This window comes from Aliikangiella coralliicola (assembly GCF_007004725.1).
Taxonomy (GTDB): Bacteria; Pseudomonadota; Gammaproteobacteria; order Enterobacterales; family Kangiellaceae; genus Aliikangiella; species Aliikangiella coralliicola.
Map to the genome: position 1 here is coordinate 110826 of NZ_ML660165.1, position 15992 is coordinate 126817.

The 15992-nt window shown below is 41.6% G+C and carries 15 protein-coding genes; 4 read left to right on the plus strand and 11 right to left on the minus strand.

The window, feature by feature from the left end:
* Nucleotides 1-79: 79 nt before the first annotated feature.
* The 3 genes from hisS to FLL46_RS13850 all read right to left on the minus strand — a co-directional run bounded on the left by hisS (nt 80) and on the right by FLL46_RS13850 (nt 4485).
* On the minus strand, nt 80-1363 hold the full coding sequence (hisS, locus tag FLL46_RS13840) for a histidine--tRNA ligase (protein ID WP_142894349.1): 1284 nt from the start codon (nt 1361-1363) through the stop codon (nt 80-82).
* 238 nt (nt 1364-1601) lie between these two features.
* On the minus strand, nt 1602-1988 hold the full coding sequence (locus FLL46_RS13845; protein WP_142894351.1) for a hypothetical protein: 387 nt from the start codon (nt 1986-1988) through the stop codon (nt 1602-1604).
* A 481-nt stretch (nt 1989-2469) separates the two neighbouring features.
* The gene (locus FLL46_RS13850) at nt 2470-4485 is read right to left on the minus strand and encodes a beta-propeller domain-containing protein (protein WP_142894353.1); all 2016 of its coding nucleotides are present in this window, start codon (nt 4483-4485) and stop codon (nt 2470-2472) included.
* A gap of 287 nt (nt 4486-4772) precedes the next feature.
* Between FLL46_RS13850 and FLL46_RS13855 the strand changes: the two genes are divergently transcribed.
* From FLL46_RS13855 to FLL46_RS13870, 4 genes are all read left to right on the plus strand, one after another.
* Entirely contained in the window at nt 4773-5657 is an 885-nt protein-coding gene (locus tag FLL46_RS13855; RefSeq protein ID WP_142894355.1) for a MipA/OmpV family protein, read from the plus strand.
* A gap of 53 nt (nt 5658-5710) precedes the next feature.
* Entirely contained in the window at nt 5711-6085 is a 375-nt protein-coding gene (locus FLL46_RS13860) for a DUF3019 domain-containing protein (protein ID WP_142894357.1), read from the plus strand.
* Between the two features lie 62 nt (nt 6086-6147).
* Nucleotides 6148-6849: a response regulator gene (locus FLL46_RS13865; RefSeq protein ID WP_142894359.1), complete on the plus strand. Its 702-nt coding sequence runs from the start codon at nt 6148-6150 to the stop codon at nt 6847-6849.
* A gap of 156 nt (nt 6850-7005) precedes the next feature.
* Nucleotides 7006-8334 carry an ATP-binding protein gene (locus FLL46_RS13870; RefSeq protein WP_142894361.1) on the plus strand — a complete coding sequence of 443 codons (1329 nt, stop codon included), beginning with the start codon at nt 7006-7008 and terminating at the stop codon, nt 8332-8334.
* 33 nt (nt 8335-8367) lie between these two features.
* Here FLL46_RS13870 and ispG read toward each other — a convergent pair whose 3' ends face one another.
* The 8 genes from ispG to FLL46_RS13910 form a co-directional block, all read right to left on the minus strand.
* Nucleotides 8368-9507, minus strand: coding sequence for a flavodoxin-dependent (E)-4-hydroxy-3-methylbut-2-enyl-diphosphate synthase (gene ispG, locus FLL46_RS13875; protein WP_142894364.1), 1140 nt, complete (start codon nt 9505-9507; stop codon nt 8368-8370).
* Nucleotides 9508-9528: 21 nt separating this feature from the next.
* Nucleotides 9529-10578 (minus strand): RodZ domain-containing protein, encoded by a 1050-nt coding sequence (locus FLL46_RS13880; RefSeq protein ID WP_142894366.1) that lies wholly within the window; start codon nt 10576-10578, stop codon nt 9529-9531.
* Nucleotides 10569-11366, minus strand: a complete 798-nt coding sequence (pilW, locus tag FLL46_RS13885; protein WP_142894368.1) for a type IV pilus biogenesis/stability protein PilW — start codon at nt 11364-11366, stop codon at nt 10569-10571. Before pilW ends, FLL46_RS13880 begins: the two co-directional genes overlap by 10 nt.
* Nucleotides 11367-11524: 158 nt before the next feature.
* On the minus strand, nt 11525-12637 hold the full coding sequence (gene rlmN / locus FLL46_RS13890; RefSeq protein WP_142894370.1) for a dual-specificity RNA methyltransferase RlmN: 1113 nt from the start codon (nt 12635-12637) through the stop codon (nt 11525-11527).
* A gap of 152 nt (nt 12638-12789) precedes the next feature.
* On the minus strand, nt 12790-13221 hold the full coding sequence (ndk, locus tag FLL46_RS13895) for a nucleoside-diphosphate kinase (RefSeq protein ID WP_142894372.1): 432 nt from the start codon (nt 13219-13221) through the stop codon (nt 12790-12792).
* Nucleotides 13222-13433: 212 nt separating this feature from the next.
* Nucleotides 13434-13853, minus strand: coding sequence for a DUF805 domain-containing protein (locus FLL46_RS13900; protein ID WP_142894374.1), 420 nt, complete (start codon nt 13851-13853; stop codon nt 13434-13436).
* A gap of 197 nt (nt 13854-14050) precedes the next feature.
* Nucleotides 14051-14836 carry a crotonase/enoyl-CoA hydratase family protein gene (locus FLL46_RS13905; protein WP_142894376.1) on the minus strand — a complete coding sequence of 262 codons (786 nt, stop codon included), beginning with the start codon at nt 14834-14836 and terminating at the stop codon, nt 14051-14053.
* Entirely contained in the window at nt 14826-15989 is a 1164-nt protein-coding gene (locus FLL46_RS13910; protein WP_142894378.1) for a Wadjet anti-phage system protein JetD domain-containing protein, read from the minus strand. Before FLL46_RS13910 ends, FLL46_RS13905 begins: the two co-directional genes overlap by 11 nt.
* Nucleotides 15990-15992 lie beyond the last annotated feature (3 nt).

Sequence of the window (15992 nt, forward strand, 5' to 3'; positions counted from 1 at the left end):
ATACTGTTAGTAATCTATGTCTGTCATTTCATTTGGCGACATAAATCAAGTTAATCTAATTTGGGTTGCTTTCATCAGCCTAATCGCTTAGCAGACTCGGCAACTCGTTTAACAATTCTTGTTGGGTTAATGTTTTCTGCTCAATATTTTCACGTAAAAACTTCAAAGTGATATTTTGAGCCGCTACCTCATCTTCACCTAAAATTAATGCGATACGTGCCTTTGAACGATCAGCTCTTTTAAGCTGTTTCTTAAAATTTCCACCGCCGCAGTGCGCTTGCAGACGACAACTCGGAACTAAATCTCGCAGTTTCTCAGCAAATTGAATACCAGCTTGTTCGGCAGCATCTCCCAGCATGCACAAATAGACATCAACCGGCGGCGAAAGTTTATCGCGGAATGCAGATTGTTGTTCCAACATTAAGATAATTCGCTCCAGGCCCATCGCAAATCCGCAACCTGTAGTCGCCTGTCCTCCTAACTGTTCGACTAATCCGTCGTAGCGCCCGCCGGCACAGATGGTTCCTTGAGAACCTAAGCTTGTCGTCACCCACTCAAAAACGGTGCGATTATAATAATCCAATCCACGCACTAGTGTCGGGTTTATGCGGTATTGAATTCCGAGTGAATCCAGGCGACTGCAAACGCCTTCAAAATGAGTTTTGGAGGCCTCATCAAGATGCTCATTCAACTTTGGCGCTGCAGCTATCAATTCAGCCATCGCGGGATTCTTGCTATCTAAAATTCTGAGAGGGTTAGAGTGCAAACGTCTCTGGCTATCTTCATCAAGGGAATCCTGATTTGCAGCAAAATACTCAACAAGAATCGCTTTATAAGCTTCTCGCGCCTGGTTACTACCTAACGAATTAAGCTGTAACTCAACTTCATCAGCAAACCCTAGTTTTTTCCATAAACGCGCTGTCAGTGCAATAAGTTCAACGTCTACGTCAGGCCCTTCCATACCGAAAGCCTCCGCGCCAAACTGAAAAAACTGACGGTAGCGTCCTTTTTGCGGGCGTTCTCTTCGAAACATTGGACCCATGTACCACAGGCGCTGTTGCTGGTTATAAAGCAAACCATGCTGGATACCGGCACGAACACACGAAGCGGTGCCTTCAGGTCTTAGAGTAAGACTGTCTTCCCCTTTGTCCACGAAGGTATACATTTCTTTTTCAACGATATCAGTGACTTCGCCAATTGACCGGCAAAAAAGCTGAGTATTTTCAACAATAGGCATACGAATTTCAGCATACCCATAACTTGCCGCAGTTTCTCGCAAGCAATTTTCCAGATACTGCCAAGTTGGCGAAGCATCGGGTAAACAGTCGTTCATGCCTTTGATGGCTTGAAATGCCTTAGTCAAAAGATTTCCTACTCTGGTTAAAAACAAACGCGCAATTATAGCCTAATTTGTGCGAGGAAACAGGGGGAGAACCGCTTATTTTGATGTAAATAAGTCGTTATTTAATGAAATTATGAGAAGTTTATGGAAATGCTATATGGCGAGTATTGCTATTCAACGATTGTATAGACTTGAAGCTCAAACAACTTAGAATCTGGAACTTCCAAACTGTTTGAGCGCGATTAATAACTTTGAATTCTTAATTAACAGAAAAACGTGGATTTTCAGTGGTCTCTACAGGGTTCTTAACTTGAACCTGTTTATTAAGATCCAGACCTAAGTGCTTGAATGAATACTGTAAAGAAACATTACGGGGTTTCATACCGCAATCGTCAGGACGAGTTCGAATCACTTCCAGCGCGTTATCGTCTTTATCAGCAACAGCCACTTTAAAACTATTAAAAAATGTACAGCCGTATCCCACAGCTTGAATGGTAATAAAACCATCTTTTAGCTCATAATCAGCTAAAATAGCAACTTCCTGTTTAGTTTCAATTTGCGTCTCCTGAGAGAGCAACGGCGTATTACTGCACCCTAAAGTGATAAATGTCAAAAGTGCTAACGCACTTAATTGATAATACCTCATCTTCTTTTCCCAAGTTTAAACGTGTCTTACACGTTTGTTTGTTACACAATTAAAGTTTCCATACCCTTTATAAACTCTGCCTAAATTCATGTTGTTGATCGAAGTCGTCGATCACGCCGTAAGTTACAAGAAGCATGCTGAGCAACTTGCCTGGGCAACATTTCATATCACGACAGTATTTTTATAAGGCCGTTATTATAATATTTAAGTCAATCAATTACAGAAGAATTGTTATCATTTTCAACAAATTTTGACCTATTTATTACAAATCAGAGATTTAAATTTATTAAATCTCATCAATTAGTCTATTTAGCAGCTATTTATTTTCCACATAACGGTTCCCCTGTTGTTTGGTTGACCAAGAACATCACAAATTTAATGAGATGTTTTTCAAATAAAAGCCATATTTCAAAGTAAACAGCGCTAATTGAGTGTACAAGTCCAATTACTCAGTACCGATTAGTTTGTTACTTTATTCCAATTAAAAAGGGCCAAGCACTTGAGAAATATCAGTTTGCATACCTGACCAAAGCTGATTTCCCTGGAAATAGTAAATAGCATCTGAATGAATCAGACTTCTACCCACTCCCCAGTGAACAGGATAACTTGTGGAGCCGTTAATTTCCGTGATCATTTCGCCACTTAGCGACAGATCTAGCTCATTATTTTCTAAACCAGATAATTCAAATACAAATAGACCTGAATCAACCCATTCAATCTGATTACTAGCCTCATTTTTCTCATAACGATTTGCTGGAAAGGCAATTTGCTGCCGATCATCATCCAGTTGCAGCAAACTAATGCTTTTCAGATTTTGAGTAGCCTCTGTCCAGGAATTCCTGCCGCCAAGTACGATGCTGTTTTTTACCGCCGGTGCTTGAGGATTGCGAATATCGTAAAGTTCTATTTTTATACCGCCAACAAGATTGTTTTCAACTTGATGACCGATGCCGATTAACCAACCGTCAGCAACTGGATGTAAATACCTTGAAAATCCCGGCATTTCTAATTCGGCAGAGATAAAAGGTGTTTGTGGATCCGATAAATCAATTTCATAAAGTGGGTCAATTTGTTCAAAGGTGACGATATAGGCCTTATCCTCCACAAACCTGACGGCGAAAATATCTTCTCCCGGTTTTCCGATTGGCTCTGGAGAGGCAGAGTTTGGTAAAGTCGCAATGCTCTCTAATAAATTACCTGTCGACTCACTCATAACAAATAGTTGATGAACTCTTTGACCATCACTCCATTGGGAGGTTACGACTCGCAAGTTATCTTGATATTCGCTCATTCTAAAAGACGGTTCACTCCATCCTAAACTACCCTCGACAAAACCACTCGCTTTGTATTGAACACCATTTGGTTCGAGTGCAAATTTATGAATGCTGGTTCCTGAATTATCAACCACCCATGAAACCGAACCGCTCGCACCGATATAGAAATTATCAGTCGAACTATAGATGCCTTGAACATTTGCATTAAGACACACCGATGACTCAATGGAGCGGCTGTCCAGGTTAATGCTAGTGAGTGTAATCACATCCGCGTAGCCTTCATTGGGTTGCAAATCTCCAGCAACGAAGCAGTCTTCAGCAGTCACTAATGATCGAATACCCCCATCATTTACCTGGTAGTGTGGGAGTAAATCTGAAACTGGCGTTTTAATAATTAATCTTTCATTGGCAATTCTCTCGGCCTCAGTTTGAGCGCTCATATTAAGCCCATCAACTTGCGGCACATAACGATTAACCAGATACAATTTATTGCCAACTTTGCGGCTTCCCTCCAGGTTTCCTTCGATCTCTATTTTCCACTCGAACTGAGGATCACTTTGATCGGTGACGTTATGCAAATTAACCACCGTTTTGCCGCTGGTCCAATTCCAGTCAGAATCGATCAAAATAGAAAACCATTCAAAATATCGGGTAGCAGACAAACTCACTAAATACTGAGCATTGCCTTGCGGGTGTAAATATATTCCGGTGACATCAATATCCGATTCACTATTCTCAATGGTCGCGACTTCTTCCGCTAAAGCATTTTCTGTTGTGGTTCGCATTACTCGAATGACCGGCTCGCTTGAATTATGTGTTGTGGGAAAGTACCGGTCTTCAACCAGAAATAAATGAGTGCCATCAAATTTCAGGCGGTCATCTTCATCAACACCAAGCTCATGAACATTCGTTGTAGAAAACTGACTCTGTATTTGACCCGCGTCTGCCGTTTCGGCAAGCGCCAAAACCGAGCCAGAGCCACCTAGTCGCTGTCGGATGCCATTTTTAAGGTATTGGGTAAATGCGTTCGAAGAAACCGATTGAAGTGGTTTGTTTTTAATTCCGGCTAGTGAGATCTTGGAATAGTCAATATTAATCGTTTCTTCATCACTGCTAGAAAAACTACAAGCCAACATGGAAGTTGCCAACAATGGGACCAAAATGATCTGAAAATGGCGCGCAATAGAATTATTTCGTTTCAGTTTTCTTATCGACTCCATCATCGACCTCGCAATCAAGCATATACTATCAACCGTTTAGTTGGCGTGTGTTTCGTTACTTGTATCACGCCTGTTTGATTACAATTTACAAGTATGCGATCTTATTATCTGTTGAAGAATTGATTAATTTTGTGAAATTCTGTAAAACTGACGTTATCCCTATGCTTTACAGTTTTTAACAATTACTCACTAGATAATAATGGAAACATTAACGAAGCTGATGCACTATAGAGATCAATTTATTTCAAACATCATTGTTTCAACTTTAATCTCTCTGGGATGACTGACTGTTGTTAATTAGTTTCAAATCCATCTCATCCATATTTCTTTTGCTCATGTTTTTATCGGCAAGCGGCAGGCTGTTAGCAGAAGAGCCCTGCCAAAAAGAATCCGATGATTGCACGGCGGTAGATACTTGGGCGTTTGGCGTCGCCACCGGCCTTGGTATCCGCACCAATCCGCTCGTCGACGGGGATGATATTCCACTGGTCATCCTGCCTTCAATTAGCTATTACGGCGACAATTTTTTTATTAACAACCTGGATTTCGGATACACATTTCACCAATCAGAAGAGTGGATGTTCAGCCTGCTAGCTACCCCGAGTTATGACCGTGTATTTTTTGAACGCTGGGATGTCGGCAACATTCTGGTCAATTTATCCGCTACAGATGTCGGACTCACTGCAGGCGGAGACACCGGTGATCCGCGAGATAACTTAACAGAAATTACGGGTTATGAACTGAAAGATCGAAAGTTTAGTATTCTCGGCGGGCTGGAAATCAGTAAGTTGTTAGAGCAAGGAGAAATTCAATTTAATATTCTTAGCGACTTAAGCGACATCCATTCAGGTAATGAAGTCAGGTTTGCCTGGACTCGACCAATTTTCAACCGACAGTGGCAATCGACAATCGGTTTCACCTGGAAAGACAAAGCCATGACCGATTATTACTATGGTGTAGATGCTGACGAAATTGTTGACAACCGCGCAGCTTATCAAGCGAAAGATAGCTTTAGCCCATTTATCAGGATTGCCTGGAAACAACAATCAACTGATGGCGACTTTTGGCGCTTCGGACTTGAGTACCAGAAGTTAGATAGCAGTATCAGTGATAGTCCTATTGTTGATAAAGATTATGTAATAACACTGTTTTTTGGGAAACAATTTAATTTTTAACTGAGAAAAATATTATTAAAAAGATAAACCGATTATACAAAATTGGTATTTTAATGACTTGTTTGACTGTCTTGCCGCTGAAAGCAATTGCGGAACGACAAATAAACGAGCTAGGTTTATTTTTGTCTCCAAATTTATGTCTGTTATCTCAAAAAGAGAGTCAGTGTGAGATCAAACTACACGTTCGCTGGCAAACTCAATCGCCTGGACACTACTGTATTAAAGTATCCGATGAAAACCAGGTTTTACAGTGTTGGAAAAATACAAAGAACGCACAAACCGAAGTCGAACTAAAACTCAAAAATAACCTGAGTGTTTCTTTGATTGAGCAAGAATCCGAACAAAAAATTTATCAACAGACCGTCAGATTACAACGCCAGGTAGTTAAATACCGTCGGAAACGACGCAACCCGTGGCAATTTTATTAAAGTATCGAAAAGAACAAGTTGTCGGTACTCTCATGCAGGCCTGTTGATCTTAGGAGCTAACGGTGCAACAACCCAAACAGAAAATACTCTTAATTGAAGATGATCAAAAATTAGCACAGCTAACTCAAAGCTATCTGACTGATGCCGGCTTCACTGTGGCAATAGAATCAGATGGAAATAAAGCGATTGATCATTTTCAAAGATTCACACCTGATCTCATCATTCTAGACATTATGCTACCGGGAAAAGATGGGTTGACGATATGCAAAGAAATTCGGCCTTCCTTCGACGGACCGATTCTTATGCTGACCGCACGTAATGAAGATTTTGATCAAGTCTTGGGGCTAGAGTTCGGTGCCGACGATTATGTAATAAAACCAGTTGAACCAAGAGTTCTGTTGGCCAGAATTAATGCCTTGCTCAGGCGCAGCTATTCACAAAAGAAATCTCTCTCCGAAAAGCTTAAGTTTGGCTGCCTTGAAATCGATATTCAATCCAGAAAAGTGATTTTTGAAGGCGCCCCGGCTTCGGTTTCCAGCCATGAATTTGAACTGCTGACATTATTGGCGGAAAATGCCGGTAACATTCTGAGCAGAGACGAGCTATTCAATCAATTATATAATCGCCCTTATGATGGTATGGATCGTTCTATCGATGTTCGTGTATCCCAGCTCAGAAAGAAGTTTGGTGATCACCCCGAAGATCCATTTCGAATAAAAACCATCTGGGGAAAAGGATACTTGTTTGTGGCTGACGCCTGGTGATTTCGTGTTATTGAAAACTGGATATTTACTTTTAAAAAAAATCGGACTGCTCACTACCAGGCAATTGAGAAAAAATTGCCCAGTATATAATTATTTTAACAGGCATGATTATTTTAGCAGACATGATTTTGTTAAACATTATCTCGGAAATCACGCGTGACACTTTCCACCCAAATATTTGTCAGGCTTTATCTGGTTATCATTTCCTCGGTTGTATTAGTTGGCTGGAGCGTCGACTTCATCTGGCAAACTTATTATTCAGGTCAGGATGAAAATTCCCACCATAGCGAAAATTATCATCACGAAGAAATTCTTACACTCGCTTCAAAGTTATTTGAGTTGGAGCCTGCTGAAAACTATCCAGAAAAACTGACAACCATTAACCAGTCAAGTTCGCTGCCGATGGCCTTGGTACCTCAACAAGAAATTCAAGCGAATGCATTAGAGTCTGTATTGGCGGAAAATAAAATAATCACGCTGGAAAATGACGATGGAACTTTAACCGCCTATAAACAAATTCCCGGTTCCAACTGGTTACTCGCAGTGCAATTAATTGAGAAACAACAACCAGTTTGGCCAAAGTATTTACTGTTATTGGTTTTTTACTCACTAATTGCCGGTATCGTTTATATTTGGACACTACCATTAACTCGCGACCTGAAAAAGTTAGAATGTGCCGCTTCTGATTTCGCGGCTTCAAAACGAGAAAAGTGGGATGTCGAGGTGCAGGTTCCAAGAAGTTCGCCGGTCAAACATCTCGCTGATGCATATAACAAATTATTGGCCCGGATTAAGCAACTACTCCACGACCAACAAGAAATGTCTCACGCAATCTCTCATGAACTTCGCACGCCTTTAGCACGAATAAAATTTTCCCTGGAAATGGCGATTAATCATCAACAATCAGAGCCAATCAAAGAGCAACTATCAAGTGTCACCGAAGATGTTAATGAAATTCAACGATTGGTCGACGAACTACTCAGTTATGCTTCCCTGGAAAAATCTTCCGGTGTTATTAACATTGAAAAGGGAGATATAGAAAGCCTTGTTGCGACACTCGTCGAAAAGCTGCGACGGAATTCTCCAGATAAATCGTTAGAACTGGTTATTGATAAACCACCGGCAAGTGTTTTCTGTGACGGCTATTTGATAGAACGAGGTCTGCAAAACTTAATCATAAACGGGCTTAACCATTGTCATACATTGGTTAGAGTTTCTTTTCGGCAGACCAACAATATTAATCAATTGATTGTTGAAGATGACGGTCGGGGAATTCCTCGTGACGAGCGACGGCGAGTGTTTGATTCCTTTGTCAGGCTGACTCAAAACAATCGCAGTAAAAGAACAGGCTTTGGACTTGGTTTGACAATAGTTAAACGAATTGCTCAGCTACACAATGGCCAAGTTAGTGTCAACGCATCTGAACTCGGCGGCGCACAATTTATCATTCAGTGGCCTAATGTTTCCTCAATTAACACCGATTAAGCAATTCATTTTTTGCGACTCTTAGCAAAAGAATTAGTTTGAAGTACTAACCTTAATCTGAGCTTCGCCTTTGGTCTTCTCGGCGATAGCTTCACTTTTTTGTGCCAGCTTTTCACGAACGGATTTTTCGATGGAATCAACCAGTTCCTGATTATCGATCTTGTGACTTTTTGCGCCATCTTGATATAGCAAGCTAGCTTTCAATCCACCAGTCAATCCAATATCAGCTTCTTTTGCCTCACCAGGCCCATTGACGACACAACCGATGATGGCAACATCCATTGCATCTCTAACATCTTCTAGTCGCATCTCTAATTCATTCACTGTTTTTATCACATCAAATTGCTGCCGCGAACAAGATGGACAAGCGATGAAATTAATTCCCCGCTGACGCAGTCCGAGTGATTTTAAAATATCAAAACCTACTTTAATTTCTTCAACTGGATCAGCCGCGAGAGAAACGCGAATTGTGTCTCCAATTCCTTCAGCTAATAACATCCCTAGTCCAACAGCTGACTTTACGGAACCTGCCCGTAAACCACCAGCTTCGGTGATTCCCAAATGCAATGGTTGATCAATTTGACTGGCCAGTTGTCGATAGGCAGATACCGTCATAAAAACATCAGATGCTTTTAAGCTAATTTTGTAATTTTGAAAATCATGACGATCAAGAATATCGATGTGACGAAAAGCAGACTCAACCAGTGCTTCTGGTGTCGGCTCTCCGTATTTCATTTGCAAATCTTTTTCGAGCGAGCCCGCATTAACGCCGATTCTAATGGGGATATTATTATCTCGCGCTTTTTCAATGACCGCTTTGACTCTCTCTTCATTACCAATATTACCGGGATTAATGCGCAGGCAATCCACGCCATAGTCAGCAACTTTCAAAGCAATTTTATAATCAAAATGAATGTCGGCAATGAGTGGAACCGGTGATGACTTTTTAATCTGTTTAAATGCTTCCGCAGCATCCATTGACGGCACGGAAACACGAACAACATCTCCTCCGGTATCAGCAATTCGCTGAATTTGAGCCAAGGTTGCCTGGACGTCACAGGTTTCCGTATTTGTCATACTCTGCACGGCAATTGGGGCATCGCCGCCGATTGGCACATTACCAACCATAATTTGACGGCTTTTACGTCTTTTGATCCAGGAAATACCTTTCATAACTTTCGATTACTCTATTAACTACTGCTCTAGTACAAATTGCGCGGAGCGCCCCGCTCCATATTGGGAAAGGTCATAATCCTCTCCCTTAAATTCAAGTTTAACAACCGATGGTTCACCTAATGTGACACGCCAGGGTGCAACGCCTTGTAGCGGCATAATTTTGCCTTGACGTTTTGTGCCAATTGCCAGCACTTCATTATTCGCATCAGTCACCTTAACCCAGCAGTCTCCGCTGAAAGTAAAAGTTGCGTTCACAACTGGCTCTGTCACTAATTCTAGTTCGGTAGTTTGCTGATTATTTTCAGCACTGGTGGTTTCGATGTTTGTTGCCGCTGGATTCGCGTTCCCGCTATCAATAATCGCGGTTTCTGCTGGCTGCTCTATGCTTTCTTGAGCTTGGGTCGATGTCGACTGGACATTAGACTCTGTTTGATCAGTAGTATCTTGCGAAAGGGTATTAGCTGGCGAGCTGGTCAACGCAGGTTCCTCGGAAACAACCGGCGCATTTTCCTCAACCTCGGCTTCGGATTGATCGGTGCTAACTGGTTGGTCAATTTGTAAGTCGACACTATCCGTACTTAGCGGGATGCTGTTACCTAATGAAATACTGTTATCGGTTGCTTCTTTTGAAGCTGGCGAAAACCTTTTCCAGGCTTCCCAACCGGCGAAAGTAACTAAACTAATCACAATCAGGTAAGTAATGATTTTGAAAATTGCACTACTTGAGTTGATTTCGCGTCTTGAAACTTTAAACGATGAAATAGGCTTCAAACCTTGCACAGGTTCTTCACCGGTTTGAGTCTGAACATCAAACTCAGTGCAAACCATCTCAGGATCAACGCCAACCTTCTGAGCATATGAACGAAGATAACCCCGAATAAATGCGAGTGGGATGTCCTGCTTAAACTGATTATTTTCAATCTTGGTAATGACTGCGACGGTCAGATTCATCTGATCCGCAATATCTTGATTAGAAAGATTTTTATTCTCACGTGCCTCAACTAGCAAAGCACCAATATCAATAGAAGGCTGTGTCGGTTGTTCCTGGTTTTTAGGTTCTACATCCATCGTTTTTTATCATCCAGGTATTCAGCGGTTTCATCACTATCGGGAAATCGTTGTTCTAAAATTAAGCCATAACGTGCAATCGAATCTTTATCTCTCATGTAGTGAGCCGTTCTCAAGCCTAACCAGGCAGACTCAGAGGAAATTCGACCGTTATTTTCAAATCGTTTCAAATAGGACATGGCCCGTGTATAGCGTTGCTTTGTATACTCAATTTTAGCCATCTCAATCAACGCCCCTGCCATATTTCTATCGCGATTTAGCGCTTTTCTAAAATAACTTTCAGCCTTGTCACTCTGATTCTGTTTAACAGCGCATAAGGCAACATTAAAAAACGCGGAGGCGACGTCGGGGTACGTCGGAATATCGATTGCTTTATGAAACATCTTATCGGCTTGCTTAAATTGGTTCCGCTCGCACAAAAACGCACCGTATGCGTTCAAATATTTTCCATTACGACTATCAGTGTCCATCGCTTCTTTAAAATGATCTTCTGCCTTCTTTAGCTCTTTGACTCGCTGGAAGTAGAGACCAAACGCGTAATGAACATCACCCGACTTTGGATCGTACTCAAGTGCCTTGTCCAGGTGAAATTTAGCTCTCTGATAATTGTTTCGATTTAAATAGGTAAGACCGGTGTTAACTCGATTTGCCGCTGCCTTTTTCTTATCAAAGCTTCGCTCTTTGACAGTTGTTGTAGCAGCACCAATATTCCCGGTTTTCGATTCGCGCGTTGTTTCGCAAGCAGACAACAGCAGCAACATGGTTACAATTGAAATAATTCTTATCACTGTTAGCTCCGAACTAGGTCTATGACTTTTTGTGCCCACCGATTGAGGCCACCTATGACTTCATTATAATGCCAGCCATTTATCACTGACATTTTATCACTAATCCATATCAGTTGAATGAAAACAACAAAAAAAGCTGACCTGATAACTCAGCAGCCCTACGAACTCAACTGTACTACATCGATCTTCTTTTGACGTCTTTCCTGGCGTTTAGTTCGATCCGCAACTTTACCCACTAACTGCCCACAAGCGGCATCAATATCATCGCCTCTGGTTCGCCGAGTAACGACGACAAAACCTTTTTTGAGCAGAATTTCACCAAACTTATCAATGTCTCTTTGGCTAGAAGTTTCAAATCGAGTCCGCGGAAACGGATTAAACGGGATTAAGTTTACCTTGCTGGGTAAATCTTTCAAGAGCTTAGCTAATTCATATGCATGAGCTGGGGTGTCGTTCACACCTTTAAGCATCACGTATTCGATGGTGACTTTTTTGCTCGCTTTAGAATCCTTAATATATTCTTTAACCGCCGGAATAAGTTTTTCAATCGGATACTTGCGGTTCAGCGGCACTAGTTCACTTCTTAGTTCATTATTGGAAGCGTGCAACGACAGTGCTAACGCAACATCCAGTCTTCCCAACAGCTTTTCGAGCCCGGGAACAACACCCGAAGTGCTAAGGGTGACACGCCTTTTTGATAATCCATATGCATTATCATCCAACATCAAATCAATAGCGCTGACAACATTGTCGAAATTAAGCAATGGCTCGCCCATTCCCATCATAACGACATTAGTCACTTTACGTTCACCGGTTGTCTTGATGCTGCCAAGTCGACGCGCGGCAAACCAAACCTGGCCGATAATTTCAGCAGTCGTGAGATCGCGGTTAAAACCTTGTTGTGCAGTGGAACAAAACGCGCAATCAACCACACAACCGACCTGTGAAGAAACGCATAAGGTTCCTCGCTCACCATCAGGAATAAAAACAGTTTCTATTGCTTGTCCATCTGGGGTTCGTAGCGCCCACTTGATAGTGCCATCGTCAGACAATTGCTCGGTAATGACTTCCGGGCCTTTTATTTCAGTCGTTTCTTGAAGTTTTGCTCGTAAAGATTTGGAAATATTGGTCATTTTGTCGAAATCATCGACACCAAACTGATGGATCCATTTGACAAGCTGAGGGGCACGAAAAGGTTTTTCACCGATATCTTCGAAGAATTTCACCATTTCATCGCGCGTCAGGTCGAGTAAATTCAATTTATCACTCATTGCAGTACCTTTTATGCGATTAAAAACAACAGTTCCCTCTTTATTAGAGGGAAAATTGGGAGAAGGTATCACTACTCAGAGTACCCTTGCCGCTCACAGTCGGCAAACTTCCCTCTCCCAGGTCCTCTCCAACGTGAGAGGAAAATTAAAACTTATCGAGTGCGAGCACAGATTTCTTCGTCAGAGAAGAAATATGAAATTTCACGAGCTGCGGATTCTGGCGCATCTGAACCGTGAACAGCATTTTCATCGATTGAATTAGCAAAGTCAGCGCGCAATGTGCCGCGAGCAGCTTCTGCAGGGTTAGTAGCACCCATAATTTCGCGATTTGCCTTGATTGCGTTTTCGCCTTCAAGAACCTGAACCATGACTGGACCTGAAGTCATAAATGCAACTAAGTCGTTGAAAAAAGGACGTTCTTTGTGCTCAGCGTAGAAACCTTCTGCTTTTTCTTTGCTCAAGTGGACCATTTTGCTTGCTACAATTTTAAGACCTGCGCTTTCAAATCGAGCATAAATTTGTCCGATAACATTTTTAGCGACTGCGTCAGGCTTTACAATTGAAAAAGTACGTTCGATTGCCATCAATAAACTCCAGTATAATATTCTTAAAAATCAACAAGTTATAAAATATACTATAAAAATAATATAATAATAAAAATTAGTCAGAATGCATCCGCCGATGCTAAGGGCGCGTATTATACACGGGTATTTGCACGGGTAATAGCATTGCGTGAAATTTAAACATTAGCCTGGATGATGAAACCAGCAGATCCTGTTGAAACATCACAATCAATCTACTTTCTGTAGATGGATTCTCCATATTGATTATCGTGAAAGTCGCCGATTGGAAGGCCACACCCAGCCAACACGATTAGCCAGCCAAATCCGGGCAATAATTGAAAAAGTCCAGCCCATCCCGCTTTACCCAGATCATGATATCGCTTGGTCGAAAGTGCAAAAAGAGGGTATAGGAGAAGCAATTTGATGTAGGCTGCCAGGATAATGTCGATAAATGCGGCGATAGAGATGATGCTGAGGGTAAATAAGTATCCGGTCAAAAACTGGCGTCGGCCTATTCGTCCAGAAAAACGAAAGAACAATGTGAAAATATCAACTTCTAACGGCGTTTTTCTCTTAATTCGATCTGCAACCTGACCGGGAGTCACATCGTAAGGCGGTGTCGCTGGTGATTTGTATGGATTATCGTCAGTCATAGCTAAAACCTTAGAGGTCAAAATGCCATATTTAAAATGCCATATTCAAAATACTTAGTTCAGATCAAGCTGAAAGTACGCGGCTAAAAATAGCGAATTCGAACTACATTACTTTAATACGATATCTCAAACAAATTATTCAATAAAATTTTTCCTTCTCAGGAATTTAGTGCAATGACTTAACGGCACGCGCGACCTTAGACATAATCAATATTCGATTGTCCCGTTTGCCGTTTTACCGCAATTCTTTGATTTTTGCCTAGCAAAATGCGCCATTGGTTTAGCGTTTCTCCCGCTAAAACTTTTCCTTCACTTCGGCTCCATATTTGGTGATATAGTTTCTTTATTCGATAGTTCGTATCGGGAGATCGTTGTTTCAATTGCTCGGCTAATTGATTGGATGCGGTTAGCGGATCATTACTAATCTGAGTAATTAGTTGCATCTCTAATGCTTTATCTGAGCCTATCGGTTCTGCCATCATAGCCAGTTGCATCGCACGGTCTACAGGCATATTTTCACGAAGTGCGAGCGTTCCACCCATATCAGGTATCAGGCCCCAGCGCGCTTCCATAATTGCGAGTGATGTATCAGCTGCAGCAATTCTGAAATCACCACCGAGCGCGATTTGCATTCCAGCCCCCCAACATTTACCGTGAACAGCCATGATCACCGGCACTTTTAAATGACGCCAGCCCACAGTAACTCTTTGCGCCATATTAGCCTGGCGAGGCCACCATTTCCAAAGCAGCTTCAGCGCACTTTTACGATTGGTCATCACCGACTTTACATCCAGTCCCGAACAAAAGCTCTCTCCGTTACCACTAACAATGACACATCTGACTGCTTTCTCTTTTTTAAGCTGACGAATCACTTTATCGATTGCATAAAACATCGGCATATCGAGTGCGTTATGTTTTTCTGGACGATTTAATTTTACCAGGGCCACCTGGTTATCAATCTGCAATTCAACTCTAGCCTTCACGCTTAAATGCCTCCAACTGATTAAAATCAATACCTTCTTGATCAAAACAGTATTGCCGATTTCGAAGTGAAGGTAAAACAATCTGATCAGCAAAATGACAGCCAGTTTTTACTGGATCATTTTGTCCTTGTTTCTTTCGATGGGATATTGAATGTCCGTGCCCATATTCCACAGCCTCGAGCATCGCGCCATATCCTGGGCGCCACGCTTGTGCATTTTCGAAATTATTTCTGAGTGCTTTTAAAATTGCCATCGCAGCAAAGTCAAAGTCTCCCCAGAAGTGCACCGGGAAAGAATGGTTGGAATCATTGAGCCACCAATCTATCAATCGAGCACTAGTACCGATACTCTCAATCGCCTGGAAGAAATTAATAGAAGCTGTATCTCTAATCCTTGTCGCTGCGCCAAGAAAACCAGAGCAGTAAACTAAAGCAGCCTGATCAATAACTTGAGGCTTCTTTGATATCAATTGATGAAAAGTATCCTTGTTTTCAACAAACAACACACATTGATAATCTTCGGGTAAGTAAAAATTAACCATTATCTGCTTATCAAAAACTTTAAGCCGAGGAAAAGTTTGTTTAAGCCAGTCTGATTTTGCTTCTAATACTTTAGAATCACCCCAAAAATATTTTGCACTCAACTCCTTGAGAGTCTTTGAACTTTGGTTATCTTCAGAGAGGGAAAAAAGGGCGTCTAAAATTTCATTTGAAGTTTTTCCTGTAAAACTAATTGCATTTTTTTTAAGTGATTCAAAATTACAATGGTCTCTGACTTCAGGATGCGTAGTGACATAGTGAGCAATCGCTGACTGCCAATTAACTAACTCGCTTTTTTCAATCGAAAGCCATGAGCGTACCAGGTTTTCGCTTTCCATTAGCAGCGATACTTTCGCTCGAACCCATGGATATTCGTACGCATCAATTTTTTTTGAGGAGCGGATCTCCAAAATAGTATCTGCCAGGGTATTAAGATTAGACCAACTCAATTCACCGGTTTCGTCACGCTGGAATGTACTTTCTGCTAATGTTATCGCGCTGGTTTTAATTTTTCCCGCTGATTTTTCTGCTCGTTTCAGCAGCCTGACCAACAAGGCTTCAATTGCTTTTTCTTCAGCCAACCAGGGAGGTTTCTCCAGTAGCTGATTCAGCATAGT